The organism is Serratia sp. X3 (assembly GCF_014982455.1).
Lineage (GTDB): Bacteria > Pseudomonadota > Gammaproteobacteria > Enterobacterales > Enterobacteriaceae > Serratia > Serratia ureilytica.
Genome location: NZ_JADCNB010000004.1, coordinates 209,594 through 235,493, shown reverse-complemented (window position 1 = coordinate 235,493; position 25,900 = coordinate 209,594). Strand labels below are relative to the sequence as shown.

The 25,900-nt window shown below is 60.4% G+C and carries 23 protein-coding genes and 4 tRNA genes; 9 read left to right on the top strand and 18 right to left on the bottom strand.

Annotation, left to right across the window (positions count from 1 at the left end):
- Positions 1 to 198 precede the first annotated feature (198 nt).
- Positions 199 to 996 (bottom strand): sugar/pyridoxal phosphate phosphatase YigL, encoded by a 798-nt coding sequence (yigL, locus tag IMX17_RS17975; protein WP_046898837.1) that lies wholly within the window; start codon positions 994 to 996, stop codon positions 199 to 201.
- A 4-nt stretch (positions 997 to 1,000) separates the two neighbouring features.
- Positions 1,001 to 2,044 carry a lysophospholipase L2 gene (pldB, locus tag IMX17_RS17970; RefSeq protein WP_046898836.1) on the bottom strand — a complete coding sequence of 348 codons (1,044 nt, stop codon included), beginning with the start codon at positions 2,042 to 2,044 and terminating at the stop codon, positions 1,001 to 1,003.
- A 147-nt stretch (positions 2,045 to 2,191) separates the two neighbouring features.
- On the opposite strand from pldB, the gene rhtB reads away from it, so the two are divergent.
- A complete protein-coding gene (rhtB, locus tag IMX17_RS17965) occupies positions 2,192 to 2,812 on the top strand; it encodes a homoserine/homoserine lactone efflux protein (RefSeq protein WP_033645013.1) in 621 nt (206 codons plus the stop codon).
- Positions 2,813 to 2,860: 48 nt separating this feature from the next.
- On the opposite strand, the gene rhtC is transcribed toward rhtB, so the two are convergent.
- Together rhtC and recQ are read right to left on the bottom strand one after the other, a co-directional pair.
- Positions 2,861 to 3,481, bottom strand: a complete 621-nt coding sequence (gene rhtC, locus IMX17_RS17960) for a threonine export protein RhtC (protein WP_046898835.1) — start codon at positions 3,479 to 3,481, stop codon at positions 2,861 to 2,863.
- Between the two features lie 12 nt (positions 3,482 to 3,493).
- Entirely contained in the window at positions 3,494 to 5,326 is a 1,833-nt protein-coding gene (recQ, locus tag IMX17_RS17955) for an ATP-dependent DNA helicase RecQ (protein ID WP_193550054.1), read from the bottom strand.
- Between the two features lie 199 nt (positions 5,327 to 5,525).
- On the opposite strand from recQ, the gene IMX17_RS17950 reads away from it, so the two are divergent.
- The gene (locus IMX17_RS17950; RefSeq protein ID WP_193550053.1) at positions 5,526 to 5,996 is read left to right on the top strand and encodes a thioesterase family protein; all 471 of its coding nucleotides are present in this window, start codon (positions 5,526 to 5,528) and stop codon (positions 5,994 to 5,996) included.
- 66 nt (positions 5,997 to 6,062) lie between these two features.
- The gene (gene rarD / locus IMX17_RS17945; RefSeq protein WP_074055635.1) at positions 6,063 to 6,950 is read left to right on the top strand and encodes an EamA family transporter RarD; all 888 of its coding nucleotides are present in this window, start codon (positions 6,063 to 6,065) and stop codon (positions 6,948 to 6,950) included.
- A gap of 16 nt (positions 6,951 to 6,966) precedes the next feature.
- On the opposite strand, the gene corA is transcribed toward rarD, so the two are convergent.
- Positions 6,967 to 7,917, bottom strand: a complete 951-nt coding sequence (gene corA / locus IMX17_RS17940) for a magnesium/cobalt transporter CorA (RefSeq protein WP_004934262.1) — start codon at positions 7,915 to 7,917, stop codon at positions 6,967 to 6,969.
- A gap of 446 nt (positions 7,918 to 8,363) precedes the next feature.
- On the opposite strand from corA, the gene IMX17_RS17935 reads away from it, so the two are divergent.
- Positions 8,364 to 8,837, top strand: coding sequence for a WbuC family cupin fold metalloprotein (locus IMX17_RS17935; protein ID WP_025160392.1), 474 nt, complete (start codon positions 8,364 to 8,366; stop codon positions 8,835 to 8,837).
- Between the two features lie 43 nt (positions 8,838 to 8,880).
- On the opposite strand, the gene uvrD is transcribed toward IMX17_RS17935, so the two are convergent.
- From uvrD to IMX17_RS17905, 6 genes are all read right to left on the bottom strand, one after another.
- The gene (gene uvrD / locus IMX17_RS17930) at positions 8,881 to 11,043 is read right to left on the bottom strand and encodes a DNA helicase II (protein WP_046898834.1); all 2,163 of its coding nucleotides are present in this window, start codon (positions 11,041 to 11,043) and stop codon (positions 8,881 to 8,883) included.
- A gap of 78 nt (positions 11,044 to 11,121) precedes the next feature.
- Complete coding sequence (gene yigB, locus IMX17_RS17925) at positions 11,122 to 11,838, bottom strand: 5-amino-6-(5-phospho-D-ribitylamino)uracil phosphatase YigB (protein ID WP_033636653.1); 717 nt, start codon at positions 11,836 to 11,838, stop codon at positions 11,122 to 11,124.
- Entirely contained in the window at positions 11,838 to 12,749 is a 912-nt protein-coding gene (gene xerC, locus IMX17_RS17920) for a tyrosine recombinase XerC (RefSeq protein WP_033645020.1), read from the bottom strand. The genes yigB and xerC overlap by 1 nt, the downstream gene beginning before the upstream one ends.
- Complete coding sequence (locus IMX17_RS17915) at positions 12,746 to 13,459, bottom strand: DUF484 domain-containing protein (RefSeq protein WP_193550052.1); 714 nt, start codon at positions 13,457 to 13,459, stop codon at positions 12,746 to 12,748. The genes xerC and IMX17_RS17915 overlap by 4 nt, the downstream gene beginning before the upstream one ends.
- The gene (gene dapF, locus IMX17_RS17910) at positions 13,456 to 14,280 is read right to left on the bottom strand and encodes a diaminopimelate epimerase (protein ID WP_004934244.1); all 825 of its coding nucleotides are present in this window, start codon (positions 14,278 to 14,280) and stop codon (positions 13,456 to 13,458) included. Before dapF ends, IMX17_RS17915 begins: the two co-directional genes overlap by 4 nt.
- A gap of 71 nt (positions 14,281 to 14,351) precedes the next feature.
- On the bottom strand, positions 14,352 to 14,558 hold the full coding sequence (locus IMX17_RS17905; protein WP_080350231.1) for a lipoprotein: 207 nt from the start codon (positions 14,556 to 14,558) through the stop codon (positions 14,352 to 14,354).
- A gap of 78 nt (positions 14,559 to 14,636) precedes the next feature.
- On the opposite strand from IMX17_RS17905, the gene cyaY reads away from it, so the two are divergent.
- Positions 14,637 to 14,957, top strand: a complete 321-nt coding sequence (gene cyaY / locus IMX17_RS17900) for an iron donor protein CyaY (protein WP_094141601.1) — start codon at positions 14,637 to 14,639, stop codon at positions 14,955 to 14,957.
- 36 nt (positions 14,958 to 14,993) lie between these two features.
- Here the strand turns inward: cyaY and IMX17_RS17895 are convergent, their stop codons facing one another.
- Complete coding sequence (locus IMX17_RS17895) at positions 14,994 to 17,546, bottom strand: class I adenylate cyclase (RefSeq protein WP_193550051.1); 2,553 nt, start codon at positions 17,544 to 17,546, stop codon at positions 14,994 to 14,996.
- 316 nt (positions 17,547 to 17,862) lie between these two features.
- On the opposite strand from IMX17_RS17895, the gene hemC reads away from it, so the two are divergent.
- From hemC to hemY, 4 genes are read left to right on the top strand one after another with little or no spacing between them, the layout of a single operon-like run.
- Complete coding sequence (gene hemC / locus IMX17_RS17890) at positions 17,863 to 18,804, top strand: hydroxymethylbilane synthase (RefSeq protein WP_182265650.1); 942 nt, start codon at positions 17,863 to 17,865, stop codon at positions 18,802 to 18,804.
- Positions 18,801 to 19,541, top strand: a complete 741-nt coding sequence (hemD, locus tag IMX17_RS17885; RefSeq protein WP_033645028.1) for a uroporphyrinogen-III synthase — start codon at positions 18,801 to 18,803, stop codon at positions 19,539 to 19,541. The genes hemC and hemD overlap by 4 nt, the downstream gene beginning before the upstream one ends.
- Before the next feature lie 22 nt (positions 19,542 to 19,563).
- The gene (gene hemX, locus IMX17_RS17880) at positions 19,564 to 20,688 is read left to right on the top strand and encodes a uroporphyrinogen-III C-methyltransferase (protein WP_046898830.1); all 1,125 of its coding nucleotides are present in this window, start codon (positions 19,564 to 19,566) and stop codon (positions 20,686 to 20,688) included.
- A 3-nt stretch (positions 20,689 to 20,691) separates the two neighbouring features.
- Positions 20,692 to 21,888 (top strand): protoheme IX biogenesis protein HemY, encoded by a 1,197-nt coding sequence (hemY, locus tag IMX17_RS17875; protein ID WP_033645031.1) that lies wholly within the window; start codon positions 20,692 to 20,694, stop codon positions 21,886 to 21,888.
- A gap of 869 nt (positions 21,889 to 22,757) precedes the next feature.
- Here the strand turns inward: hemY and IMX17_RS17870 are convergent.
- The 6 genes from IMX17_RS17870 to wecG all read right to left on the bottom strand — a co-directional run bounded on the left by IMX17_RS17870 (position 22,758) and on the right by wecG (position 25,898).
- A tRNA-Pro gene (locus tag IMX17_RS17870) sits at positions 22,758 to 22,834 on the bottom strand.
- Between the two features lie 74 nt (positions 22,835 to 22,908).
- A tRNA-Leu gene (locus IMX17_RS17865) sits at positions 22,909 to 22,995 on the bottom strand.
- A gap of 42 nt (positions 22,996 to 23,037) precedes the next feature.
- Positions 23,038 to 23,113: transfer RNA gene (locus IMX17_RS17860), tRNA-His, on the bottom strand.
- 63 nt (positions 23,114 to 23,176) lie between these two features.
- Positions 23,177 to 23,253, bottom strand: a tRNA-Arg gene (locus IMX17_RS17855).
- Between the two features lie 135 nt (positions 23,254 to 23,388).
- On the bottom strand, positions 23,389 to 24,792 hold the full coding sequence (locus tag IMX17_RS17850; RefSeq protein ID WP_004934226.1) for an amino acid permease: 1,404 nt from the start codon (positions 24,790 to 24,792) through the stop codon (positions 23,389 to 23,391).
- 365 nt (positions 24,793 to 25,157) lie between these two features.
- Positions 25,158 to 25,898 carry a lipopolysaccharide N-acetylmannosaminouronosyltransferase gene (gene wecG / locus IMX17_RS17845; protein WP_033631482.1) on the bottom strand — a complete coding sequence of 247 codons (741 nt, stop codon included), beginning with the start codon at positions 25,896 to 25,898 and terminating at the stop codon, positions 25,158 to 25,160.
- Positions 25,899 to 25,900: the final 2 nt, after the last annotated feature.

Sequence of the window (25,900 nt, the reverse complement as noted above, 5' to 3'; positions counted from 1 at the left end):
CGCCCTTGGATTGCTGACAAAGGAGGAAAACGCGTGGTTTTTCCTCCTTTGTGGATATCAGTCGAAAATCAATAAATTGATTTTCCTTATTTTTTTAGATATTGCCTGCTGTAAGCTCGGCAACGTCATCCGGTTTATCATTTACTTTAAGGGCGCCGCAAGGCGCCCTTGTTATTTCAGAGAAACGGCCTGTTTATTTCAGAGGAACATCTTGCGCAGGTAGTGCGGCACCGCGTTATCGACGTTGGAGCCGATCACTTCCAGCTCCGGCAGCATATCCTTCAGGCGCTGATGCGCATCGCGCATGATGCAGCCCTTGCCGGCCATCGACAACATCTCCAGATCGTTCATGCCGTCGCCGAAGGCGATGCACTCTTGCAGCGTATAACCGATGATCTTGGCCACTTCTTCCAGCGCATGCCCTTTCGACACGCCACCCGCCATCACTTCCAGGCAGGTCGGGAACGAGAAGCTGACGTTGACCCGATCGCCCCAGCGCGCGTTGATGGCGTCTTCCACCTGCAGCAACCGCTCGTGATCTTCACAGGTGAAGTAAACCTTGCAGACGCCGTCGGTTTCCAGCAGGCCCGGCTCGAACAGCTGATATTTGAACACCGACTCCTGGAAGTACTCTTCCTGCTCCGGGCTTTCGCGGTTGGTAAACCAATCGTCGTTGCGGTAGACGTTGGTGGTGATCTGCGGATCGTCGTGCAGCATGCCGTACAGATCGCGGGCGATATCCCCGTCCAGGTTATGGCTGAAGATCAGCTCGCCGGCCGTGTTGTGCACCCGCGCGCCGTTGGAGGTGATCATAAAGGCACTGATCTCCAGGCTGTCGCGGATCTGCGCCACGTCGATATGGTGGCGGCCGGTGGCGAACACGAAATGCACGCCGCGCTGGGTCAGCAACTTCAGCGTTTCTTTGGCGTACGGCGACAGGGTATGGTCGGGAGACAGCAGCGTGCCATCTAAATCGGAAGCGACGACGTGATACATAGCGTTATGTTCTAACCTCTGATGGAGTTGTCGGCGGCAGCGCGCCGCCTAAGTGTTGAGCAAAGAAGCGCAGAATTGCGTTCAGTGCTTCGGCGCGCATCGCGTCCCGCTCGAACAGGATCTCATGGCGTGCGCCGTTGATAACCAACGGGAGCCCCCCTTCGCAAGGGCGCCCCGCGTCTGACAGAGCCTGACAAAAAGCCTGGTGCGAACGGTTGTCGACCACCCGTTCCTCACCGGCCTGCAAAAGCAACAGCGGCGTTGTTATCTCCCCGGCCTGCGCGATAATCTGCCGACCGGCGCGGATGCTCTCCCGCACCCAATGGTAGGTCGGCCCGCCCACCTGCAGCTCGGGATAGTCGGCGTAATAACGCAGGCTGCGCCGGTAGCGCTCGCGGCTGTGGGTCAACACGTTGACCACATAGGGCAGCGGACGCCACTGGCCAGTGCCCACCGCGTAATAGTCGCGGATCGCCGGGCGCGCCTCCGCCCAGTCGAGAATACGGTCGGCGAGCCAGCCCGGCATCGGCAACTGAATGCCGAACATCGGCGCGCAAAACGCCGCCGCGTCGAACGCCTGCGGCCGACGCTGCAGGAACCGCGCCAGGATCGCGCCGCCCATCGAATGCGCCAGCGCGAAGCGCTGCCGATAACCGCGCGACTCGACCTCGCGCAGCCACAGCTGCTCGAAATCGTCCACGTAGTCGTCGAAGTTTACCACATGACCGCGGTGCGTATCCGCCAGTAAACGCCCGGAGCGCCCCTGCCCGCGATGATCGACGATCACCACGTCGTAACCGCAGTGGAACAGGTCGTAGGCCACCTCAGGGTATTTCACGTAGCTTTCGATGCGGCCGGGGCTGACCACCACCACCCGCTGATGCCGCGCGGAACGGAAGCGCACAAAGCGGATCGGCACGCCGTCCACGCCGCGGAACTCGCCTTCTTCACGCTGCCGCCAGAAATCCAGCAGCGGCCCGGTGGCGAAGGCAGCGAACTGCGTTTCACGCGTTAACCAGTCATCGGAGCTGAGAGTGAACGAGGTCATCGAGAACGTTTTCCCTGTGGAGCCGGCGGAAAATGTGACCGCTGGCACAAGAAATCATACTAGCGTATTGTGATTCAATTCTGACAAAAAACGGCGCCGCCTAGGCGCATTGTGGCACAAAACGACACTTTCAGGGAGCCGAGAACCATGACCTTGGACTGGTGGTTAACCTATCTGCTGACCACGCTTATCCTCAGCCTGTCCCCCGGCTCAGGCGCCATCAACACCATGAGCACCGGCATCAGCCACGGCTATCGCGGCGCCGCCGCGTCGATCGCCGGGCTGCAGGTCGGGCTGAGCGCGCACATCGTGCTGGTGGGCATCGGCCTCGGCGCGCTGATTTCTCAATCGCTGCTGGCGTTCGAGCTGCTGAAATGGCTGGGCGCCGCCTACCTGGTGTGGCTCGGCATCCAACAATGGCGCGCCGCCGGCGCGCTGGATCTGCATGCGCTGGCGGGCAGCATGCCGCGCCGCCGCCTGTTCCGCCGCGCGGTGCTGGTCAACCTGACCAACCCGAAAAGCATCGTGTTCCTCGCCGCGCTGTTCCCGCAGTTCATCTTGCCCCATCAGCCGCAGGCCGAACAGTATCTGGTGCTCGGCGTCACCACCGTGGTGGTGGATATTCTGGTGATGATCGGTTACGCCACCCTGGCGACGCGCATCGCCGGCTGGCTGAAGACCCCGCGTCAGATGCAGTTGCTGAACCGGGTGTTCGGTTCGCTGTTCATTTTGGTGGCGGGGCTGCTGGCGACCGCCCGCAAAGCCTGACAAAAAAGGCCGGGCATCGCTGCTCGGCCTTGGGCATTTCACTGCCGGTTAGCGGGTAAAGATCAGGTGTAACCCGAAGCCGGTAAACAGCACGCCCGCCGCTCCGTCTATCCACTTGGCCAACCGCTGATAACCGCGGCGCATCGCCGGCAGCGCGAACACCACCGCCACCAGGCTGAACCAGACGAAGGTCTCGGCGACGATCAGCAAGAACAGCCCCCAGCGCGCCCCGGCGCCGACGCTGTCGCCGACGAACAGCGAGAACACGCTGCCGAAATAGATCACCGCTTTCGGGTTGGACAGGTTGGTCAAGAAGCCGCGAATAAAGCTGCGCCCGGCCTTCGGCAACGCCACCTGGGCCTCTGCCGCCGGCGGAGCTTGCTGCGCCCGCGCGGAACGCAGCAGTTGCCACCCCATCCAGCACAGGTAAATGCCGCCGCCGACCATGATGATCTGATGCAGCCAGGCCATCTTCTGCAGGATCAGATGCAACCCCATCAACGCCACGCCGGCCCATACCACGATGCCGAGCGAAATGCCAACCACGCCCATCATCGCCTCGCGGCGCGAGCGGCTGGCGGCGGTCTGCGACACGAAAAAGAAGTCCGGCCCCGGGCTCATCAGCGCAATCAGATGCACCAGCGCCACGGTGAGAAATAGCATCAGCATGATTTATCGCCCTCAGTCTTCGTCATTGTCGAGATGGTCGCGGATCATCGCCATAAAGGGCGCGCCGAAACGCTCCAGTTTGCGCTGCCCCACGCCGTTGACGCTCAGCAGATCGCCGGCCTTGATCGGCATCTGTTCGGCCATTTCCAGCAGCGTGGCGTCGTTGAACACCACGTAGGGTGGAATGTTTTCTTCGTCGGCGATCGATTTGCGCAGTTTGCGCAGCTTGGCGAACAGCTTGCGATCGTAATTGCCGCCGTAGGATTTCTGGTTGGCGCTGCTGCGCGACTTCAGGCTCTGAATGCGCGGCACCGCCAGCTGCAGCGCCACCTCGCCGCGCAACACCGGACGCGCCGCCTCAGTCAATTGCAGCGCCGAGTGCATGGCGATGTTCTGGGTGATAAAGCCCAGGTGGATCAGCTGACGCAGCACGCTGGTCCAGTGTTCGGTGGTTTGATCGCGGCCGATGCCGTACACCGGCAGCTTGTCGTGACCGTATTCGCGAATGCGTTGGTTGTTGGAGCCGCGCAGCACTTCCACGATGTACCCGAGGCCAAAGCGCTGGCCGACGCGGTACACGCAAGACAGCGCCTTGCGCGCGTCCTCCAGCCCGTCGTAGCGCTTGGGCGGATCGAGGCAGATATCGCAGTTGCCGCAGTTTTCGTGCTTGCCTTCGCCGAAGTAGTTGAGCAGCACCAGGCGACGGCAGGTTTGCGCCTCGGCGAAAGCGCCCATGGCGTTCAGCTTGTGACGCTCGATGTCCAGCTGTTGCCCGGCGGGTTTCTCCTCCAGACAGCGGCGCAGCCAGGCCATGTCGGCCGGATCGTACAGCAGGATGGCTTCGGCCGGCAGGCCGTCGCGCCCGGCGCGGCCGGTCTCCTGATAATAGGATTCGATATTGCGCGGGATGTCGAAATGCACCACGAAACGCACGTTGGGTTTGTTGATGCCCATGCCGAAGGCGACAGTGGCCACCACCACCTGCAGATCGTCACGCTGGAACGCTTCCTGCACCTGGGCGCGGCGATCGTTGTCCAGCCCCGCGTGGTAAGCGCCGACGCTCAGGCCGCGGCTTTGCAGGCGCGCGGCGGTGTCTTCCACCTTGGCGCGGCTGTTGCAATAAATAATGCCGCTCTTGCCGCGCTGATCCTGCACGAAGCGCCACAGCTGATCGAGCGGTTTGAATTTTTCCACCAGCGTGTAGCGAATGTTCGGCCGGTCGAAGCTGCTGACCTGCACCAGCGGATCCTGCAGCGACAACAGACGCACGATATCGCCGCGCGTGGCTTCATCGGCAGTGGCGGTCAACGCGATCACCGGCATCGACGGGAAGCGCTGTTTCAGCTGACCCAGCGCGCGGTATTCCGGCCGGAAATCGTGGCCCCATTGGGAGATGCAGTGCGCCTCATCCACCGCCAGCATCGTCGGCGGGCAGTGATCGAGCAGGTTGAGGAAGCTTTCCATCATCAGCCGCTCCGGCGCGATGTACAGCATCTTGATGGTGCCGTTGCGGCAGCCGGCCATGACGTCCAGCTGCTCCTCGCGGGTTTGCGTCGAGTTGTAGCAGGCGGCGGAAACGCCGTAGGCCAACAGTTGGTCGACCTGATCCTTCATCAGCGAGATCAGCGGAGAAACGACCAGCGTCAGGCCGTCCATCACCAGCGCAGGGATTTGGTAACACAACGACTTGCCGCCGCCGGTCGGCATCACCACCAGGCAATCCTGCCCGCCGATCGCGGCATTGATAATCGTTTGCTGCCCCGGACGGAATTGCTGGTAGCCGAAGGTATCACGCAATACCTGCTCGGCCAGCAACTCTCTGTTAATCACTGCTGCGGTTGACACACACTTCCCCATTTTTTCATCGGTACACACCCACCGGGTATGATTACACAATATCGTTCAGCATGACACCAACGCGCGCGTGACTCTTTTGCCTAAACGGGCTGGCAAGCAACAAAGGTTAAGCATAAAATCAACATTCCATTAACCTGGACTGACCAGTTAGCTCCCTTAAAACGCAAAAGAAAAACGGAAACCCGCTATGTCGACAACATCACTGACCCTGGAAGCCGCCCGCCGCAAGATCGGCGAAATTTTTGTCTACCACATGCCGTTCAACCGCGAACTTGGCCTGGAGCTGCGCCGCTTCGACGATGACTACGTCGAGCTGAGCTTCACCAACCAGCGCAAGCTGGTCGGCAACGCCGCGCAGGAAATTCTGCACGGCGGCGTGATCGCCGCGGTGCTTGACGTCGCCGCCGGGCTAGCCTGCGCCGGCGGCGTGCTGACGCGCCTGGAGCCGCTAGTCGAAGAGGAGATCGCCGCCAAGCTGTCGCGCATGGGCACCATCGACCTGCGCGTCGACTACCTGCGCCCCGGCCGCGGCGAGCACTTCGTCGCCTCCGCCAGCGTGCTGCGTAGTGGCAACAAAGTCGCCGTCGCGCGCGTAGAACTGCATAACCACGACGGCCTGCATATCGCGACCGCCACCGCCACCTACCTGGTCGGCTGATGATTGTGTGCGGTGAGCGTCTTCAGTACACTCACCGCATCTTAAGTTCCCCACCAGAGTGACGTCATGGACGCAAAGCAAACGCGTCAGGGCATTTTCTTTGCCCTGGCCGCCTATTTTATGTGGGGCATCGCCCCGGCTTATTTCAAACTGATCCAGCAAGTGTCCGCGGATGAGATCCTCACCCACCGGATCATCTGGTCGTTTTTCTTCATGCTGGCGCTGATCACGCTGGGCCGCAACTGGCCTAAAGTGCGCGCCGCCTGCCAAAATCGCAAACGGCTGCTGTTGCTGGCGGTCACCGCGCTGTTGATCGGCGGCAACTGGCTGCTGTTCATCTGGGCGGTGAACAATCACCATATGCTGGAAGCCAGCCTGGGCTACTTCATCAACCCGCTGGTTAACGTGCTGTTGGGGATGCTGTTTCTCGGCGAACGTTTCCGCCGCATGCAGTGGGTGGCGGTGGCGCTGGCGTTCACCGGGGTGCTGGTGCAGCTCTGGCAGTTCGGGTCGTTGCCGATCATCGGTCTGGGGCTGGCGTTCAGCTTCGCCTTCTACGGCCTGCTGCGCAAGAAAATCGCCATCGACGCGCAGACCGGCATGCTGATTGAAACGCTGTGGCTGCTGCCGGTGGCGGCGACCTATCTGTTCCTGTTCGCCGACAGCCCCACCAGCCACCTGAGCGCCAACCCGTGGTCGCTGAACCTGCTGCTGGTCGCCGCCGGCATCGTCACCACCGTGCCGCTGCTGTGCTTCACCGCGGCGGCTACCCGGCTGCGCCTGTCGACGCTCGGTTTCTTCCAGTATCTCGGCCCGACGCTGATGTTCCTGCTCGCGGTCACCTTCTACGGCGAGACCGTCGGCCAGGACAAGCTGGTGACCTTCGGCTTTATCTGGGCGGCGCTGATCCTATTCACCCTCGACGCGCTCTATACCCAGCGCAAGCTGCGCTGAGCCCGGCGCCGCCGGGTTACAGCCAGTTCTTGCGCTTGAAGTACAGGTAAGGGGCTAGGCCCGCCAGGATCATCAGCGTGATGGCGCCCGGGTAGCCGAACGACCATTTCAGTTCCGGCATGAATTCAAAGTTCATGCCGTAGCTGGAAGCCACCAGCGTAGGCGGCAGGAACACCACCGACACCACCGAGAAGATCTTGATGATGCGGTTCTGTTCGATGTTGATGAAGCCCATCGCCGCCTGCATCAGGAAGTTCACCTTCTGGAACAGCGATTCGTTGTGCGGCAGCAGGGATTCGATGTCGCGCAGCACTTCACGCGCCTGCTCCAGTTGGCCGGTTGGCAAACGCGCCTTGCGCACCAGGAAGTTGAGCGCGCGCTGGGTATCCATCAGGCACAAACGCACCTTCCAGCCGATATCTTCCAGCTCCGCCAGCGTCGACAGCGCGGCGTCGTATTCGTCGCCCTGATGCCCTTCCATGATCACCCGGCTGAGCTGTTCCAGATCGCTGTAGATATTCTCTATCTCGTCCGCCAGCTGTTCAATCTTGGTCTCGAACAGATCCAGCAGCAGTTCGTAAGCGTTGCCTTCGAGCATCGTCTGGTTGCGGGCGCGCATGCGGTACAGGCGGAACGCCGGCAGTTCGCGCTCGCGCAGGGTATACAGACGCCCGTCGCGGATGGTGAACGCCACCGTGGAGTTGCCGGCGTGATCTTCCGCATCTTCAAAGTAGAAGAAGGAGTGGATATGCAGACCGTCTTCGTCTTCGAAGAAACGGGCGGAGGCTTCGATGTCGTCCAGTTCAGGACGCGTCGCCAGGCTTTGTCCCAGCTCATTCTGCACGCGCTCACGCTCGCCCTCTTCCGGCTCGACCAGATCAACCCACAGCGATGACGTGAGATCATCTGAGTCGTCCAGTTCCAGACGGGACAAGCGGCGGTTATCTAATTTAAAAGCGCTCAGCATGTGCCAAAACTCCGTGAAGGTAACGGGTGCGGACAACGCGTTGAAGCACAGAAACAGAGGGAGATGCGTATCACCGATTTGTTTCAGACCATGAAGAGATCTGACTCATAGCGACACTTTGCGGGGTCGCCGACAACCACGAAGGCTATCAGCAAAAACGGAGAGCCTTAGAAGTTATACCTGCGGCGCAGGTCAGTGAGCCAGTATCTACTGGGTGTGTCCAAGGCGTCTGTCCTCAATGATAATAGTGCGCGCATGTTACGCCGAGAAGAAAAAGCCTGTCAACACGTTAGGCGGGATAATTGCGCAACAAATCATCACGATGATCAATAGCAGAAATGGGGCTTAAACCGTACTGAAAAAGTCGCGGCGATCGCTTACCGCCACCAAGAATGTTGCTAAGATGACATCACCCTAATGGTACGACAAGCATGCGGATTTAAATGATGAAACAGATTACCGCCCATGAACTGACCGCGATGAGCGAACAGGCCGCCAGCGTGGCCCGCCTGCGCGCGCACCGCACCTTACACGAAGAGCTGAGCGACCCGGTGCAACGCCTGGCGATCGCCATGGAACCCGGCACCTATATCCGCCCGCACCGCCACCCGCAAACCTGGGAGCTGCTGACGCCGCTGCGCGGCCGCTTTGTGGTGCTGCAGTTCAACGATGACGGCGTCGTAACACAGCGCACCCTGCTCGGCGAAGAAACCAAAGTGCTGGAGATGCCGGCCTTTACCTGGCATGCGGTGCTATCGGTCGATGCCGGCGGCGTAGTGTTCGAAGTGAAGCAGGGCCCGTATCAGGCGCTGACCGAAGAAGACTGCATGCAGTGGGCGCCGCAGGAAGGCGGTGAAGGCACCGAAGCGGTGATGCGCTGGTATGCCACCGCACAGGTCGGCGACCGGTACCCTCACTGATCGTGAAAGGTTGCAGGGGCTAGCCCCTGCAACGCCTCTCTCTTTATACCGTTTCCAAACGCGCGTAGGCCGCCACCAGCCATTTGATGCCCTCACCCGGGAAGGCGATCTGCAGCCGGCTGTGCTCGCCGCTGCCCTCCAGATTGACGATGGTGCCTTCGCCAAACTTGGGATGACGCACGCGCTGGCCCAGCTTGTAACCGGTGTCGTTCTCGCTGATCGGCGTGCCCATGCGGCGGTGATTGACCGGGCGCGATACGCTGGCGCGCAGGCGCACTTCTTCCACGCACTCCTCCGGCAATTCGCCGATAAAGCGCGACGGCCGGTGATAAACCTCTTTGCCGTACAGACGGCGCGTTTCAGCATAGGTCAGCGTCAGTTTCTGCATGGCGCGCGTCACGCCCACATAGGCCAGACGGCGCTCCTCCTCCAGACGGCCGCCTTCGTCCAGCGACATCTGGCTCGGGAACATGCCTTCTTCCATGCCGACGATAAACACCAGCGGGAACTCCAGCCCCTTGGCCGAGTGCAGGGTCATCAGCTGCACCGCGTCCTGATAGGCGTCGGCCTGGCCTTCGCCCGCTTCCAGCGCCGCATGCGACAGGAATGCCTGCAGCGGCATCAGATCCTGATCTTCTTCCTGATAGCTGAACTGGCGCGTCGCCGTCACCAGTTCCTCAAGGTTTTCGATGCGCGCCTGTCCCTTCTCGCCCTTTTCCTGCTCATACATGATGAACAGCCCGGAGTCGCGGATCACCCGATCGGTTTGCACGTGCAGCGGCATATCGGCGGTTTCATGCGCCAGCGACTCCACCAGCTCGATGAAGCGCTGCAACGCCGACGCGGCGCGGCCGGCCAGAACCTTGTCCTGCATCAGTTCGCGCGTCGCCTGCCACAGCGTCAGCTGGCGATCGCGCGCCGCCTGGCGTACCACGTCGAGGGTGCGATCGCCGATGCCGCGCGTCGGGGTGTTGACCACGCGCTCGAAGGCCGCGTCGTCGTTGCGGTTGGAGATAAGGCGCAGGTAAGCCAGCGCATCCTTGATTTCCTGACGTTCGAAGAACCGCTGGCCGCCGTAGATGCGGTACGGCATCGCCGTCTGCAGCAGCGCCTCTTCCAGCACGCGCGACTGGGCGTTGCTGCGGTACAAAATGGCGCAATCGTTCAGCGCGCCGCCGTTGTCTTGCCAGGTCTTGATGCGGTTGACCACAAAGCGCGCTTCGTCGAGTTCGTTGAAGGCGCAGTAGAGGGAAATCGGCTCGCCTTCGCCGCCTTCGGTCCACAGGTTTTTTCCCATGCGCCCGTCGTTGTTGGCGATCAGGGTGTTGGCCGCTTTCAGAATGTTGCTGGTAGAACGGTAGTTCTGCTCCAGGCGGATGGTTTCCGCGCCGGGGAAATCCTTCAGGAAGCGCTGGATGTTTTCCACCTGCGCGCCGCGCCAGCCGTAGATTGACTGGTCGTCGTCGCCGACGATCATCACGTTGCTGTTGCCGCCCGCCAGCAGGCGGATCCAGGCGTACTGGATGCTGTTGGTATCCTGGAATTCGTCCACCAGTATGTTGGTGAAACGCTCGCGGTAGTGGTTGAGGATATGCGGCTTGTTCAGCCACAGTTCGTGCGCGCGCAGCAGCAGCTCGGCGAAATCCACCAGCCCGGCGCGATCGCAGGCTTCCTGATAGGCCTGGTAGATGCGCAGCCAGGTGGCCTCCACCGGGTTGTTGTAGGTCTCGACGTGCTGCGGCCGCAGGCCTTCGTCTTTCTTGCCGTTGATGTACCACATCGCCTGACGCGGCGGCCACTGCTTCTCGTCGACGTTCAGCGCCTTGATGATGCGCTTGAGCAGCCGCAGCTGGTCATCGCTGTCGAGGATCTGGAAATCCTGCGGCAGGTTGGCTTCCAGATGATGAGCGCGCAGCAGGCGGTGCGCCAGACCGTGGAAAGTGCCGATCCACATGCCGCCCTGGCTGGTGCCGATCAGATGTTCGATACGGTGGCGCATTTCCGCCGCCGCCTTGTTGGTGAAGGTCACCGCCATGATCGAATACGGCGAGCAGTTCTCCACCGACAGCAGCCAGGCGATGCGATGCACCAGCACCCGCGTCTTGCCGCTGCCCGCTCCGGCCAGAACCAACAGGTTGCTGCGCGGCGCCGCCACGGCTTCACGTTGTTTTTCATTCAGGCTGTCGAGCAGATCGGAGACGTCCATAGGCACCACTAATGGTTAAGGAAAAACCCGCCGGCGACGGGTTTTTCACTGGAAATTTATACAGAGTTCTGGCAGGGATTATAACAATGCTGTCAGCGATGCCAACTGCGAAATCTCAATATGCGGCAGCAGGCGGCTGTCGGCGGCCTGCATCAGGCTGCGTTGCCGATCGTTGATCCAACAGGCCTGCAGCCCCGCGCGCAGCGCGCCGGCTACGTCGGTGGTCAGATCGTCGCCCACGTGCAGGATCTGCTCGGGCGCCACGCCCAGCCGCTCGACGGCCAGGTGATACATGTCCTGATACGGCTTGGCACGCCCGTCCGGCCCGGAACGCAGCACAAACTGGAAGTAGCCGTCCAGGCCGCACTGCGCCGGATCGGCGTTGCCGTTGGTGATCGCCACCAGCGGGTAGCGCGCCGCCAGCGCCTTCAGCGTGGCATGGGTCGCTTCCGGCACCTCGATACGGCTGCGCCACAGCGCGAAATTCTGCATCGCCGCATCGGCCCCGATCGCCGCTTCGGCGTCGCGCAGCCCCTGCCGGCTCAGCGCCAGATGAATGGCGCGCCAGCGCCACTGAGTGACGTCGTGGTAGATCTCCGGATCCTGCTCGCGCAGTTCCTGGCGCAGGCGGTGGAAATCCGCCGACTGGAAGCCGTTCAGGCCGGGGTGGTAGCTCTGCAGGAAGGCCACCGACTGCTGCTCGGTTTGCCGGATCACCGGACGGTTGTCATACAGCGTGTCGTCCAGATCGAAAGTCAGCGCCGCCAGCGGGCGCAGCGGGCGATAAAAATGCATCAGGATTTCCCCCGTTTGGCGCGCGGATGCGCGGCATCGTACACGTTCGCCAGATGTTGAAAGTCGAGGTGGGTATAAATTTGCGTGGTGGTCAGGTTGGCGTGGCCGAGCAGCTCCTGCACCGCGCGCAGATCGCCGCTGGACTCCAGCATATGGGTGGCGAAGGAGTGGCGCAGCTTGTGCGGGTGGATATGGCTGTTGACGCCCTGCTTCACGCCCCATTCGGCGAAGCGTTTTTGCACGTTGCGCGTCGAGATGCGTCGCCCCTGATTGGACAGGAACATGGCGTCGTCCTGCGGTCCAAACAGATCGCGCATCGCCAGCCAGTGTTCCAGCCAGGTGACGGCGGTGCGCCCAATCGGCAGTTTGCGTTCTTTGCTGCCTTTCCCCATCACCCACACCTCGCCGGCCGCCATATCGACATGGCGGCAATCCAGCCCCACCAGCTCGGAGAGGCGCAGGCCGGCGCCGTACATCACCTCCAGCATGGCGCGATCGCGCACCGCCAGCGGATCGTTGAGATCGATCTCCAGCAGCTGGTTCATTTCATCGACGTCGATGTTTTTCGGCAGATGGCGGCCGCTGCGCGGTGTGCGGATGCCCTTGGCGGGGTTGGCGTGCAGCACGCCCTGGCTGACCAGCCAGTCGAGGAAGCTACGCAACGAAGAGAGCCGCAGCGCCAGGCTGGCGGACTGCAGACCGGCGCGTTTGCTGCGCGCCGCCAGCATGCGCACCCGGGCGGCGTCCAGCGTCGTCCAGTCGGTTACGCCGATCTCCTGCGCCAGGCGCATCAGCGCCGTCAGCTGGCGTGAATAGCTGAGCTGCGTCAGCGGGCTAAGTTGCCGTTCTACCTTGAGATAACGCAGAAAAGCGTCCACCGGCTGCTGCAGGCTGGGCGCAATCGGCGTCATGCGCGTTCGATCCAGCGTTCCAGCAGCGCCGGCAGCATGCGTGCCAGCTGATTGAGCATCACCGTGCCCATGCCCTGCTGATAATGTTGCGTATCGCGGCTGCTGAAGATCACCATGCCCAGCTCACCGTCGTCGCCCAACATCGACAGCGCCACCGAGCCAATTTGGCCAATCTGTTTGGCCTGCGGCAACAGCAGCAGCAGCTCGGGGCCGTTCAGGCTGCCTAGATAGTGTTGTTCGCTGCCCAGCCGCTGAATGCGGAACGGCTCGAACGACGAACGCGTCAGCGCCAGGTGGGTGAAATCGGAAGGGGCGCCGATATTCCAGCGCTCGGCGAACAGCCGAACCGTGGCGCCGGCCAAACCGAAGCCGCGCGCCCAGCGCTGCAGCCGGTTTAGCATGTCCTGCAGGCTGTCGGCGGTGGCCAGATCGGCCTGCAGGTGCAGCAGCCTGGCGAACAGCCCTTCGTTGGCGCTGGCCTGCTCCATCAACAGCGTGATCTCTTCTTCCAGCCGTTCGATGTGATTGCGCTGGCGAGCCAGATGCCATTCCACCAGCGAAACAGTGCCGCGCACCGGGTGAGGCACGCGCATCTGCTCAACCTGGCGCGCGTTGCGAATAAAGAAATCCGGGTTCTGCAGCAGGTACTGCATCACGGCGTCGTCATCCAGCGCCAGGCCGGCGACGCTCTGTTCTTCTACGCTTTTCATAGATGAATAAATCCGTCATAGACATGGGTTGCCGGACCGGTCATAAACAGCGGATTGCCCGGCCCTTTCCAGCGAATATGCAGGCTGCCGCCCGGCAGTTCTACATGCACCTCTTCTGACAGCAATTCCTGTTGGATCCCTACCGCCACCGCCGCACAGGCGCCGCTGCCGCAGGCCTGCGTTTCACCGGCGCCGCGCTCGTAAACGCGCAGCTTGATGTGATCGCGGCTGACCACTTGCATAAAGCCGATGTTGGCCCGTTCCGGGAAGCGCTCGTGCCCTTCCAGCACCGGCCCAAGCAGCTCCACCTTGGCGGTTTTTACATCATCCACCTGCAAAACACAATGCGGGTTACCCATCGACACCACGCCGCACAGCACGGTATGTTCCGCCGCGCGCATGATGTAGGTCTTTTCCGCCTTGGCGGCGCGGAACGGCACCGCCTGCGGATCGAAATTCGGCTCGCCCATGTTGACGCACACCAGATCGTCGTCGGTGACGCTGAGCACCATACGCCCGGTTTGGGTACTGACGCGGATATCGCGCTTGTTGGTCAACCCTTTCAGCCGCACAAAGCGCGCGAAACAGCGCGCGCCGTTGCCGCACTGCGCCACTTCGCTGCCGTCGGCGTTAAAAATTCGGTAGTGAAAATCCAGCTCGGGATCGTAAGGCGGTTCTACCACCAGCATCTGGTCAAAGCCGACGCCCAGGTGCCGATCGGCCAGCCGGCGGATCAGCTCAGGTGAAAAATAGACATTCTGTGTAACGGCATCGACCACCATAAAGTCGTTGCCCAGACCGTGCATTTTGGAGAACTGCATATCATACTCCGCTATCTGGACGCGCTATCCGTCTTGATTTTGCGGCGGCGCTCGCCACCGCAAACCGGGTGTTACTGGGCAACCATCGACGGTTTTTGCTGAGAGCCAGACTGCTCCTGCTGGTTCTTTTGCACCTGATCGCCCGTTTGCACCGGCGGTTTGGCCGTTTTTTGGCCGGCGGAGTCGGCAGGTGGGAAGTAAAGCGGGCCTTTCAGACCACAGCCGGCGAGGCCGGTAACCAGAACGGCCATCAGCGCATAGCGTAGTTGTTTTTTCATTTGCATTAATGCCTGTAATTCATGCGTCCAAGGTCTCTATAATCGCAGGTGGATCATGAAAAGCAATAGGAATTGAATATGAACGACAGTGAGTTTCACCAGTTGGCCGACCAGCTGATGCTGAATATTGAAGAGACACTGGACGATTTTGACGGCGATGCGGATATCGATTACGAAACCAATGGCGGCGTGATGACGCTGAGCTTCGAAAACGGCACCAAAATCGTCATCAACCGCCAGGAGCCGCTGCACCAGGTGTGGCTCGCCACCAAGGCCGGCGGTTACCACTTCAACTACCGCGACGGCGTCTGGGTATGCGATCGCAGCGGGCAGCCGTTTTACCAACTGCTCAGCGAAGCGGCCAGCGCGCAGGCCGGCGAGGAACTGCGTTTTTCCTGAGGCTAAGCAGGGCTCGGCAATCGAGCCCTTGCGGCGTCAATGCAGCTGGAACTGCTGCTTCAGCGGCTGAGCGGCGCCGTCGGCCACCGTCACGCACAGGCTGGACAGCACGTTGCTGCGGAACGGAATCACCTGCGTGCGCCCGTCGAGCTGCACGATTTGATAGAACTGCGGCAGGTTGAAGTTGATGAAGCTGGAGCCGTAGGTAAAGCGGTCGTGCGACGAGGAATAGAAGCGGCTGACGTCGCGCACCAGCTCCTCTTTGCTGCCCTCGCAGTGGTGATACACCTCCACCCGATTCGACTCATCCAGAATATAGATGTTGAAGCCCTTGTCGTCTGAGGTGTCTTCGAAGAAGAACTGGATGATCCCCTCGCTGGCGAAGCCGTCCACCACCGGCGGCAGATGCACCTGATCGGTTTCCACCTTGATAGACAGGCCGTGCAGCTTGTTGTTGGAGATGGCGCCGTAAAACTCCACCGCGTTCTCCAGCTTCTGCACCGATACGCTCAGGCGCTCGAAGAACAGCCCCCAGGTCTGCCCGGCGACGCGCACCGCCTTGAAGCGACCGGGTTCCAGCCGGGTGCTGGACAGGCGCAGCTCGATGCACTCCGACACCAGCTGCTGAATGCGGGTGCGAATAAGGCCGCGCAGATGCTGACTGTAGCAGAACACCTCCACCGACTCCGGCGGCGCGGCGTCCTGGTGCATTTTGCCGAGAATGGTTTTCAGCGCTTCCAGCACCGACTGCTCGCCGCTGAAATGCAGGGTGCGCACTTCGTTCCAGGAGTTGCGGTACAGCAGATCGATGCTGCCGACCAGACATTGCTGTTGCTGACCAAAGCTGAACACGTCCAGCTTGCGGAAATCGAAGTGCACCACCTGATTGCGGAAGGCGGCGGTCGGATCGTTTTCCAGATTGACGATGATCGCCAGATGGCGAATCTCGCACGGGCTGTACAACGCTTTCGGCGTCGGTGCCGGCAGGCGCAGCGGGAAGTGATGGGAAACGTCGGCCACCAGCTCCTGCAGCTTGGCGGTGTCGCACAGGTTGCCGCTCTTGATGTGCAGGCGGGTCTGCGGCGTCAGCAGGCCGTTGAAATAGGCCCAGGCCACCAGCTTGTTCAGGTAGCGGTTATATTCCAGCGGCTGATGGCTGACGATCGAATCCATGGCCGGCGCCTGATTGTACAGGTACCAGCCGGTGCGGTTGGCGCGGCCAACCGGCACATGAATAAAGGTTAAATCGTTTTCCGACAGGTCCGGGGAGATCTGCGGGTTCACCAACGTCACCTTGCCGGGCAGCGCTTCGAACGCCGCATACAGTTTGCGGGTCAGCACGCCGATATCCTGCGGGCTGGCGCTGACGCTGAGGTTGTTGCGGCGGGCGAAACGGATCAGATTGCGGTAGCTCTGCATCATCGCATCGAGCAGTTCGTTATGCGCTTCGCGCACTCGCTCGATCTTCCAGTTGGCGCGGTTGTCCAGCATCGCCAGACGCTCTTCGCTCCAGCCCCACTCGCTGACCAATTGGCTGAGGATCTCGCGCCGCCAGCCGACGCAGGCCTTGGCCAGCGACAGCTTTTCACACACTTTCAGGTAGAAGCAGCGGCGGGCCAGATCGAGGCGGATGGTGTCGTTGATGTCGGTCAGGTAGCGGGTGACTCGCTCGAGCATCATGCAGTAGGCGTCGAGCCCAAAGCTGACGATCTCGCCCTGGTGCAGGCGATGTTTGATGTCCGTCGCCAGCAGTTGGGTAGTGGGATATTCCCAGGAATAGGCTTCCAGCAGCAGTGTTTTCAGCACCGCCTTGTAAGGCGAATCGATGCTCTTGTACAGCTGCCACAGGCTGGCGCCGAAGTACTCTTCCGCCGACAGCGAACTCAAGCCGCCGAGATCCAGCCACTCGTTCGGCGTCAGCGCGCCCTGCGCGTACAGCGACAGCACGTATTCATCGTAGTGCGCTTCTTCTTCGCCCGGCACCATGTTCCACAAGATGCGTTTACCGGCCAGGCGCACCGCGGTGCGGTAGAACTCGTCCAGTAACAGGATGTGCTGCGTCGAGCCGCAGTCTTCGCCGCCCAGGCTGCCGCTTTCATTATGGCGGAAACGGTTTTCGTCGATCAGGAAGAAGCTGACTTCCACCCCCATCGACGCGGCCCACTTCTCAAGCAGGCTGCATTTTTGCTGCAGGCGGGTGCGTTCTTCGTTGTCCAGCCAGGACTGGTGACAGACCCAGATGTCGAGATCCGAGCTGCAGCTTTGGCCAATAGACGAGGTGCTGCCCATCGAATAGACGCCGGTGATCGGCAGCTCGCCGCTGGCCGGTTTGTCAAACGGGCTACCCCATTTGTCTTCTAAATCGTTCAGGTAATCTTGTTGAGTTTCATCAGGCGTGTAGAGGCAAATGCCGTGGGGAACGTTACCGTTCAGGTAACCCGGCATCAGCGGGTGGTGGTGGTGCAGTAAGGTGGGCAGCAGACTGTATACCCGTTGAAACGCGGGCTTCATAGCCGCCAGGGCGCGATCGACGCGTAGCTGATTGATCGCATCCAGTCTCTGCTTCAATGTCTCGATGTAGAGGTACAAGACGTCTCGCCTGATTATCCCGGTGTTTAGAAAAAAACCCGTATTCCATGAGCGCCGTTAGTGTAAGAAGAATATTTGGCGACTTATTGCTGGAAACGTGATCAATTTAACACCTTGCTGATTGACCGTAAAGGAGGTAACGCTTCACAATTATTGTAGCGCTTCCCTAAACGATTTACCCGCAGTGTTAACTGCCCCAAAGCACATCACACGTCCCTTTGATTCCGTTGTCCTTTTTCCGCCTCCGGCTTCTTGCACTGACAGTATTGACTCTCAGTGGTAGGATGGATGGCGAAATATAAAAACGGTAACAAGCATGTTAGACAAAATTATTCGAATTGCCACCCGACAAAGCCCGCTTGCACTTTGGCAAGCACATTATGTGCAGCAACGTCTGATGGCCTGCCATCCCGGCCTGCAGGTCGAGTTGGTGCCGATGGTCACCCGCGGCGACGTTATTCTGGATACGCCGTTGGCGAAAGTCGGCGGTAAAGGCCTGTTTGTTAAAGAACTCGAGCTCGCGCTGCTGGAAGGCCGCGCCGACATTGCCGTGCATTCGATGAAAGACGTGCCGGTCGATTTCCCTGGCGGGCTCGGTTTGACCACCATTTGCGAACGCGAAGATCCGCGCGACGCTTTTGTTTCCAATCGTTTCGCCTCGCTCGATCAGCTGCCGCTGGGCAGCGTGGTCGGCACCTCCAGCCTGCGCCGTCAGTGCCAGCTGCGTGAACGCCGCCCGGATCTGATCGTGCGCGACCTGCGCGGCAACGTCGGCACTCGCCTGGCCAAGCTGGACAACGGCGACTACGACGCGATTATCCTGGCGGTGGCCGGCTTGAAGCGTTTAGGCCTGGAGCAACGCATCCGCAGCCCGCTGAGCGCCGAAGAGTGCCTGCCGGCGGTCGGCCAGGGTGCAGTCGGCATTGAATGCCGTCTCGACGACAGCGTCACCCGCGCGCTGCTGGCGCCGCTGAACCATGCGGCCACCGAAACCCGCGTGCGCGCCGAGCGGGCGATGAACACCCGCCTGGAAGGCGGCTGCCAGGTGCCGATCGGCAGCTATGCCGAACTGGATGGCGACAGCCTGTGGCTGCGCGCCCTGGTCGGCGCGCCGGACGGCAGCCAGATGGTGCGCGGCGAACGCCGCGGCCCGGCCGCCGAGGCCGAACGGATGGGCATTGAGCTGGCGGAAGAGCTGCTGGCGCGCGGCGCGCGCGAGATCCTGCGCGAGGTTTATCAGGGAAATCCGCCGGCATGACGATCCTGGTAACCCGCCCATCGCCTTCGGGGGAGCTGTTAGTGAGCCGGCTGCGCGCACTCGGCCGGGTTGCCTATCATGCACCGCTGATCGACTTCGCGCCGGGCGGCGATCTGCCGAAGCTGCCGCAGGCGTTGCAGCAGCTTAGCGCCGGCGATCTGGTCTTCGTGCTGTCGCAACATTCGGTGAGTTATGCCGATTCAGTTATCGGCCGCGCCGGGCTGAGCTGGCCCGCTCACCTGGCTTATTACGCCATCGGCCGCACCACCGGGCTGGCGCTGCACCGCATCAGCAGTTTGCCGGTGGAATACCCGCGCGAACGCGAGATCAGCGAAACGCTGCTGCTGCTGCCGGCGCTGCAAAAATTGGCGGGCAAACGCGCGCTGATTTTACGCGGCAACGGCGGCCGCGAACTGTTGGGGTCGACGCTGAGCGAGCGCGGCGCCGACGTCAGCTATTATGAATGCTATCAACGCAGCCCGGTGCACTACGACGGCAGCGAGCAAAGCGCCCACTGGCAGCGCGCCGGTGTGGATACGCTGGTGGTGACCAGCGGTGAAATGTTACAACAGCTCTATACTTTAGTTCCTGATTACTATCGTTCTTCATGGCTGCTGCGTTGCCGCCTGGTAGTAGTGAGCGAACGCCTGGCTACCCTCGCCCGGGAATTGGGCTGGCGTACGATTCGGGTAGCTGACAACGCCGATAATGACGCGCTGATCCGCGCGCTACAATAATCTGACTATGGGATGTGCCACTATGACGGAACAAAATACCCCAGCCGCCCCGGTTGAAGAACCCACCACCGCGGTTGAGAGCTCCCAGCAGCCAGCCGCTGCCAGCCGCAAAGGCAAGAACACCGGCCCGGTGCTCGGCGCGATCGCTATCGTGCTGGTCATCGCCCTCGGCGCGGGCGGTTATTACCATACGCACAAGCAGGCACAACAGCTGATCGCCGCCAATCAGGCGCTGCAGCAGCAGCTTGACGGCGTGAAGCAGAGCCAGCAGCAGGAAAGAAATGCGCTGGAAGGCTTGTTGCAACAGCAGGGTAAAACCCTGGACGCCGCCGATCGCGAGCAGGCGAACCTGGCGCGCCAACTGAGCGAGCTGCAGGAAAAAGTGGCGACCATCTCCGGCAGCGACGCCAAAACCTGGCTGCTGGCGCAGGCCGATTTCCTGGTGAAAATGGCCGGCCGCAAGCTATGGAGCGATCAGGACGTGACCAGCGCCGCCGCGCTGCTGAAAAGCGCCGACGCCAGCCTGGCGGACATGAACGATCCGAGCCTGCTCGACGTGCGCCGCGCCATTACCGAAGACATCAGCACGCTTTCTACGCTGACCCAGGTCGATTACGACGGCATCATCCTCAAGGTCAATCAGCTGTCCAATCAGGTGGATAACCTGCGCCTGGCCGATAACGACACCGACGAAGCGCCGATGGATCAAAACAGCAGCGAGCTCTCCGGCTCGATCGGCGAATGGCGGCAGAACCTGGCCAAGAGCTGGCGCAATTTCATGGCCGACTTCATCACCATCCGCCGTCGCGATACCAGCGCCGAACCGCTGCTAGCCCCGAATCAGGACATCTACCTGCGCGAAAACATCCGTTCGCGCCTGCTGGTGGCCGCACAGGCCATTCCGCGTCACCAGAACGAGACCTACAAGCAGTCGCTGGAAACCGTCTCCACCTGGGTGCGCGCCTATTTCGACACCACCGACCCGGCGACCAAAGCCTTCCTTGAAGAACTGGACAGCCTGAGCCAGCAGTCGATCTCGATGGACGTGCCGGATCAGCTGAAAAGCCAGCCGCTGCTCGAAAAAGTGATGCAGACCCGGGTGCGCAACCTGATGACCCCGTCCCCTGCCGCTCATCAGGAGGGTTAAGCCATGTTACGCGTGCTATTTCTGTTCCTGGTGGTGATCGCCAGCGTGGTGCTCGGGCCGATGTTGGCCGGGCACCAGGGCTATGTGCTGATCCAGACCGATAACTACAATATTGAAACCAGCGTCACCGGCCTGGTGATCATGTTGGTGCTGCTGTTCGTGGTGCTGCTGGCGATAGAGTGGATCCTGCGCCGCATCTTCCGTACCGGCGCCCGCACGCGCGGTTGGTTTATCGGCCGCAAGCGCACCCGCGCGCGCCAGCAAACCAAAGCCGCGCTGATCAAACTGGCGGAGGGCGACTATAAGCAGGTTGAGAAGCTGATGACGCGCAACGCCGACCACGCTGAACAGCCGGTGGTGAACTACCTGCTGGCCGCCGAGGCCGCGCAGCAACGCGGCGATGACTTCCGTACCAATCAATATCTGGAACGCGCCGCCGAAGCCGCCGACACCGATCAGCTGCCGGTGGATATCACCCGGGTTCGCATCCAGCTGGCGCAGGGCGAGAACCACGCCGCGCGCCACGGCGTCGATCGCCTGCTGAACCAGGCGCCGCGCCATCCGGAAGTGTTGCGCCTGGCGGAACAAGCTTATCTGCGCACCGGCGCCTACGCGTCGCTGCTGGAAGTGCTGCCGTCGATGCGTAAAATCGAACTGCACAGCGAAGAGCAGCTGCAGGCGTTGCAGCAACAGGCTTACATCGGGCTGATGAATCAGGCGATGGCGGACGAAGGCAGCGAAGGCCTGAAACGCTGGTGGAAAGATCAGAGCCGCAAGACGCGTCACGAAGTGCCGCTGCAAATCGCGATGGTGGAGCACCTGATCGAATGTAACGACCACGAACTGGCGCAGGAGATTGTGCTCGACGGCCTGAAACGCCAATATGACGAGCGCCTGGTGCTGTTGCTGCCACGGCTGAAGTCCGGCAACCCCGAGCAGCTTGAGAAAGCGCTGCGTCAGCAGATGAAGCAGCACGGCGCGACGCCGCTGTTGAACAGCACGCTGGGGCAGTTGCTGATGAAGCACGGCGAGTGGCAGCAGGCGGCCGACGCCTTCCGCGAAGCGCTGAAACAGCGTCCGGACGCCTACGATTACGCCTGGCTGGCCGATACGCTGGAGAAACTGCATCGTTCGGATGAAGCGGCGCAGATGCGGCGTGAAGGACTGATGTTGACGCTGAAGCAGAACGGCGGCGAATAACGGCCCGCCCGGTAGAGAAAGCGTGGCCTCGGTGCCGCGCTTTTTTTTGCCCGTTAGCTTGCTGAAGCGCAAAAAAAAACACTTGCCGCATGGCAAGTGTATAAAGAAGCAATCAGGTCTAGGACAACAGGGGCGGTGCCTCACTCAACGTTTTGCCCTGAGCGTGATGACGGGTTAGTCATCGTTCTCGTGGGCGATAGGCACCCTAAATCGGCTCTGCGTCATTCCCAGGGTTTATGAAGCCTAAGGCGAACATAAGAAATGGAATGAGCATCTACGTTGTAAGTATTGCACTTGGCGTGCCAACTTTCAGTTTCAGGTAAGTCGCCATAAAAAATAGCACTCAATTTATTGAAAATATTGAATTTTTATTTACGCCTAACTTTCTCTCAGCATGCCGTCCCCTGTCGTTCTTTACCCACGGCCGATCTGACGCTGTCGCCGCAAAACGACGACTTAAGCCAAGGCCATTTTTAATGTTTAAAATCAATTAATTATGTGTCTCAAACTGGCGACAGCGTCGAACCACATTGTCGCTGAAAACCTACACACGTGCCGGTTGAGACAAAATGCCAATGTTCAGATACGCAAAATCCCGTGCAATGCTACGCGGGTTGGCCGCTATACGTTTCCTCGCGGCGGCAAGGACTTACCCTCATAAACGGCGGACGTAAAAAAACCGACTTACGTCGGTTTCTTTGAAACTGGTCAACGAGAGAAAGATGACGCGCGCCCCAGGATGTAACGCCCTTCGAGCCGTTGCGAAAGCAACGTTGTCTCGCTTCGCGAGGCTCGAACCTCCTGCGGAAGGGCTCATGCTCATAAACTGCAGGCGTAAAAAAACCGACTTGCGTCGGTTTCTTTGAAAGTGGTCGGCGAGAGAGGATTCGAACCTCCGACCCACTGGTCCCAAACCAGTTGCGCTACCAAGCTGCGCTACTCGCCGATTTGTGTTGCTCATACTACCCGATTTATCAGACCGTTGTCCATATAAATCTTATATTTATCAGATATTTTGCGTGGTGCGAAGAGAGGGACTTGAACCCTCACGTCCGTAAGAACACTAACACCTGAAGCTAGCGCGTCTACCAATTCCGCCACCTTCGCACTGTCACAAAATACTGCTAAATCTTCACTTCGCTTAGGAAGTGGGGTGGCTAATGGGACTCGAACCCACGACAACTGGAATCACAATCCAGGGCTCTACCAACTGAGCTATAGCCACCATTACTACTTCTTCTTACTCACGCGGTAATATTACCACCGCAGCTCCTGCGCACAAACTTAATGGCGCGCCCGACAGGATTCGAACCTGAGACCTCTGCCTCCGGAGGGCAGCGCTCTATCCAGCTGAGCTACGGGCGCGTAGCGCCGTTGCGGGAGGGGATACTACGGATTTACGCCAATCCTGTCTAGTGCTTTTTCGCAGAAATGTTGCGTTTGATTACGCTTTGCTCACTCCTGCGCAGGAAAGCGCACTCCGTAGCCCCTTTTCACCGTTTATTGCCGCGTTTCTACCCGATTTTCAGCCGGATGATGTTTCTTATGCATGCCGAAAGCGAAGTAGCACAGGCTGACGCCCGCTAAGAAAATCGCCCCGACCAGCAGGGAAATTCGCGTATCCGGGTTGATTCCCATGCCGACCAGCACGCAAACCAGAAAAGCGATGGTCAGATAGTTCACATACGGGAACATGATCGACTTAAAGCTGTGGTTTTTGATCGCTTCCTTGTGCGCGCGGCGGAAATAGAGTTGGCTTATCAGCACCACGAACCACGGCACCATGCCCGGCAACACGCTGGCGCTGTAGACATAGACGAACACCTGCTCCGGATTAGGGATGATGTAGTTCAGCGCAGAGCCCACCAACAGGCAGCCGATGGTGACGGCGATGCAGTTGACCGGCACGCCGCTGGCGGAAAGCTTGGTCAGCGCCGCCGGCAGTTGGCGATTCTTGGCCAAGGCGTACAGCATGCGGCCGCCGCTGTACATGCCGCTGTTGCAACCGGAAAGCGCGGCGGTCAGTACCACGAAGTTAATGATGCCGGCAGCGGCGACGATGCCGATCTTGGCGAAGGTCAGCACGAACGGGCTGCCGGTAGTGCCGATGCCGTTCCACGGGAAGATGGTCACGATGACGAAGATCGCGCCGACATAGAAGATCAGGATGCGCCACAGGATATTGTTGATCGCACGTTTCAGCGTTACCTGCGGGTTTTTGGCTTCTCCGGCGGTAATGCCCACCAGCTCAACCCCCTGATAGGACGCCACCACGATGCACAGCGCAAACAGGAAGCCCTTCCAGCCGCCGGCAAAGAAGCCGCCGTGCGCCGTCAGATTGGCGAAACCGATAGGTTCACCGCCGTTGCCGAAACCGAAGAAGATCACCCCCAGCCCCACCAAAATCATCACGATGATGGTGGTGACCTTGATCATGGCGAACCAGAACTCCAGCTCACCGTACAGGCGCACCGCCGCCAGGTTGGCCAGCGCCACCATCGCCACGGCGATCAGCGCGGGGACCCACTGCGGTATTTCCGGGAACCAGAACTGCACATACACCCCGATGGCGGTGATCTCCGAAATGCCGACGGCGATCCACATAAACCAGTAACCCCAGGCGGTCAGGTAGCCGAAATAGGGATTCATGTATTTATGCGCGTAAACGGCGAACGACCCGGCGACCGGCTCGAGGAACAGCATCTCCCCCATCGAACGCATAATGAAGAACACGAACAGCCCGGCGATGATGTAAGCCAGCAGTACCGACGGCCCGGCCCATTTCAGCGTACTGGCCGATCCCATAAACAGGCCGACACCAATGGTGCCCCCGAGAGCGATAAGCTCGATGTGCCGGGCCTCAAGGCCTCGGTGTAGCCCTTGCGGTTTCTCTTTGTGTGCCATAAATCCTCAATAATTTTTCTCGGGTTGTGTTTGCCTGCCGGCCGCTGCCGGTCGTTATTGTCATTATTAAAAGAATAAATCATCCCCTGCCGTTCGGGTTGGCATCAACGGGTAGTCGGAGCGAAGTTACCGTGAGAAGAACATCGTTCAGCGCTGTCGCATCAGGCTTCAGCGGCCAGGGATAATTTCCGGGCGGTATCGTTTCGCATTTCGTCGCTATAAGCAAACCGCAATTTAAAACTTTATGGAATAAATGCGGCGACGTTTAGGGCTGGGGGTTATAGATATGCGGGAGAAATAGGCAAAAGCAGATTATTGGTACAGCAGACCGGGGCGAACCGACACATTCCACCCCGAATAAGCGATTACATTTTGCCGCTGTAGTAGTAGCCGACAAACTTCAACAGCTTCAGCTGCCGGCCGATGCGGCTGGGCTGGCTGAGCAGGCGGTAGAGCCATTCCAGACCGAGGTTCTGCCACACCTTGGGCGCACGCTTCACGTGGCCGGTAAACACGTCGTAGGTGCCGCCCACGCCCATATACAGCGCCTGCGGATGCACCTTGCGGCAGTCGCGCATCAGGATCTCCTGCTTCGGCGATCCCATCGCCACCGTCACGATGGCGGCGCCGCTGGCGCGAATACGCTCGAATAGCGCCTCTCGCTGCTCCGGTTTGAAATAGCCGTCCTGGCTGCCCACCAGGTTAACGTTCCACTGGCTGCGCAGCTTCCGTTCGGTTTCCGCCAGCACCTCCGGCTTGCCGCCGATCAGGAAGACCGGCGTGCCTTCACGGCCGGCACGCTGCATCAAGGCTTCCCAAAGATCGGCGCCCGCGACGCGCGAAACGTCCGCCGCCGGGTATTTGCGGCGAATCGAGCGCACCATGCTGATGCCGTCGGCGTACTTGTACTCCGCTTCATCCAGCAACGCATGCAGCGCCGGGTCCTCTTCCGCCTTCAGGATCTTTTCCGCATTCATGGCCACCAACGTGCCCTGTTTGACCCGGCCGCCGTCGAACAGAAAGTCCATACAGTGTGCCATATCGCGAAAGCCCCACAGGCTGAAACCGCGCAGCTCATACTGCGGCACCGAAATCTTTGTTTCCATCG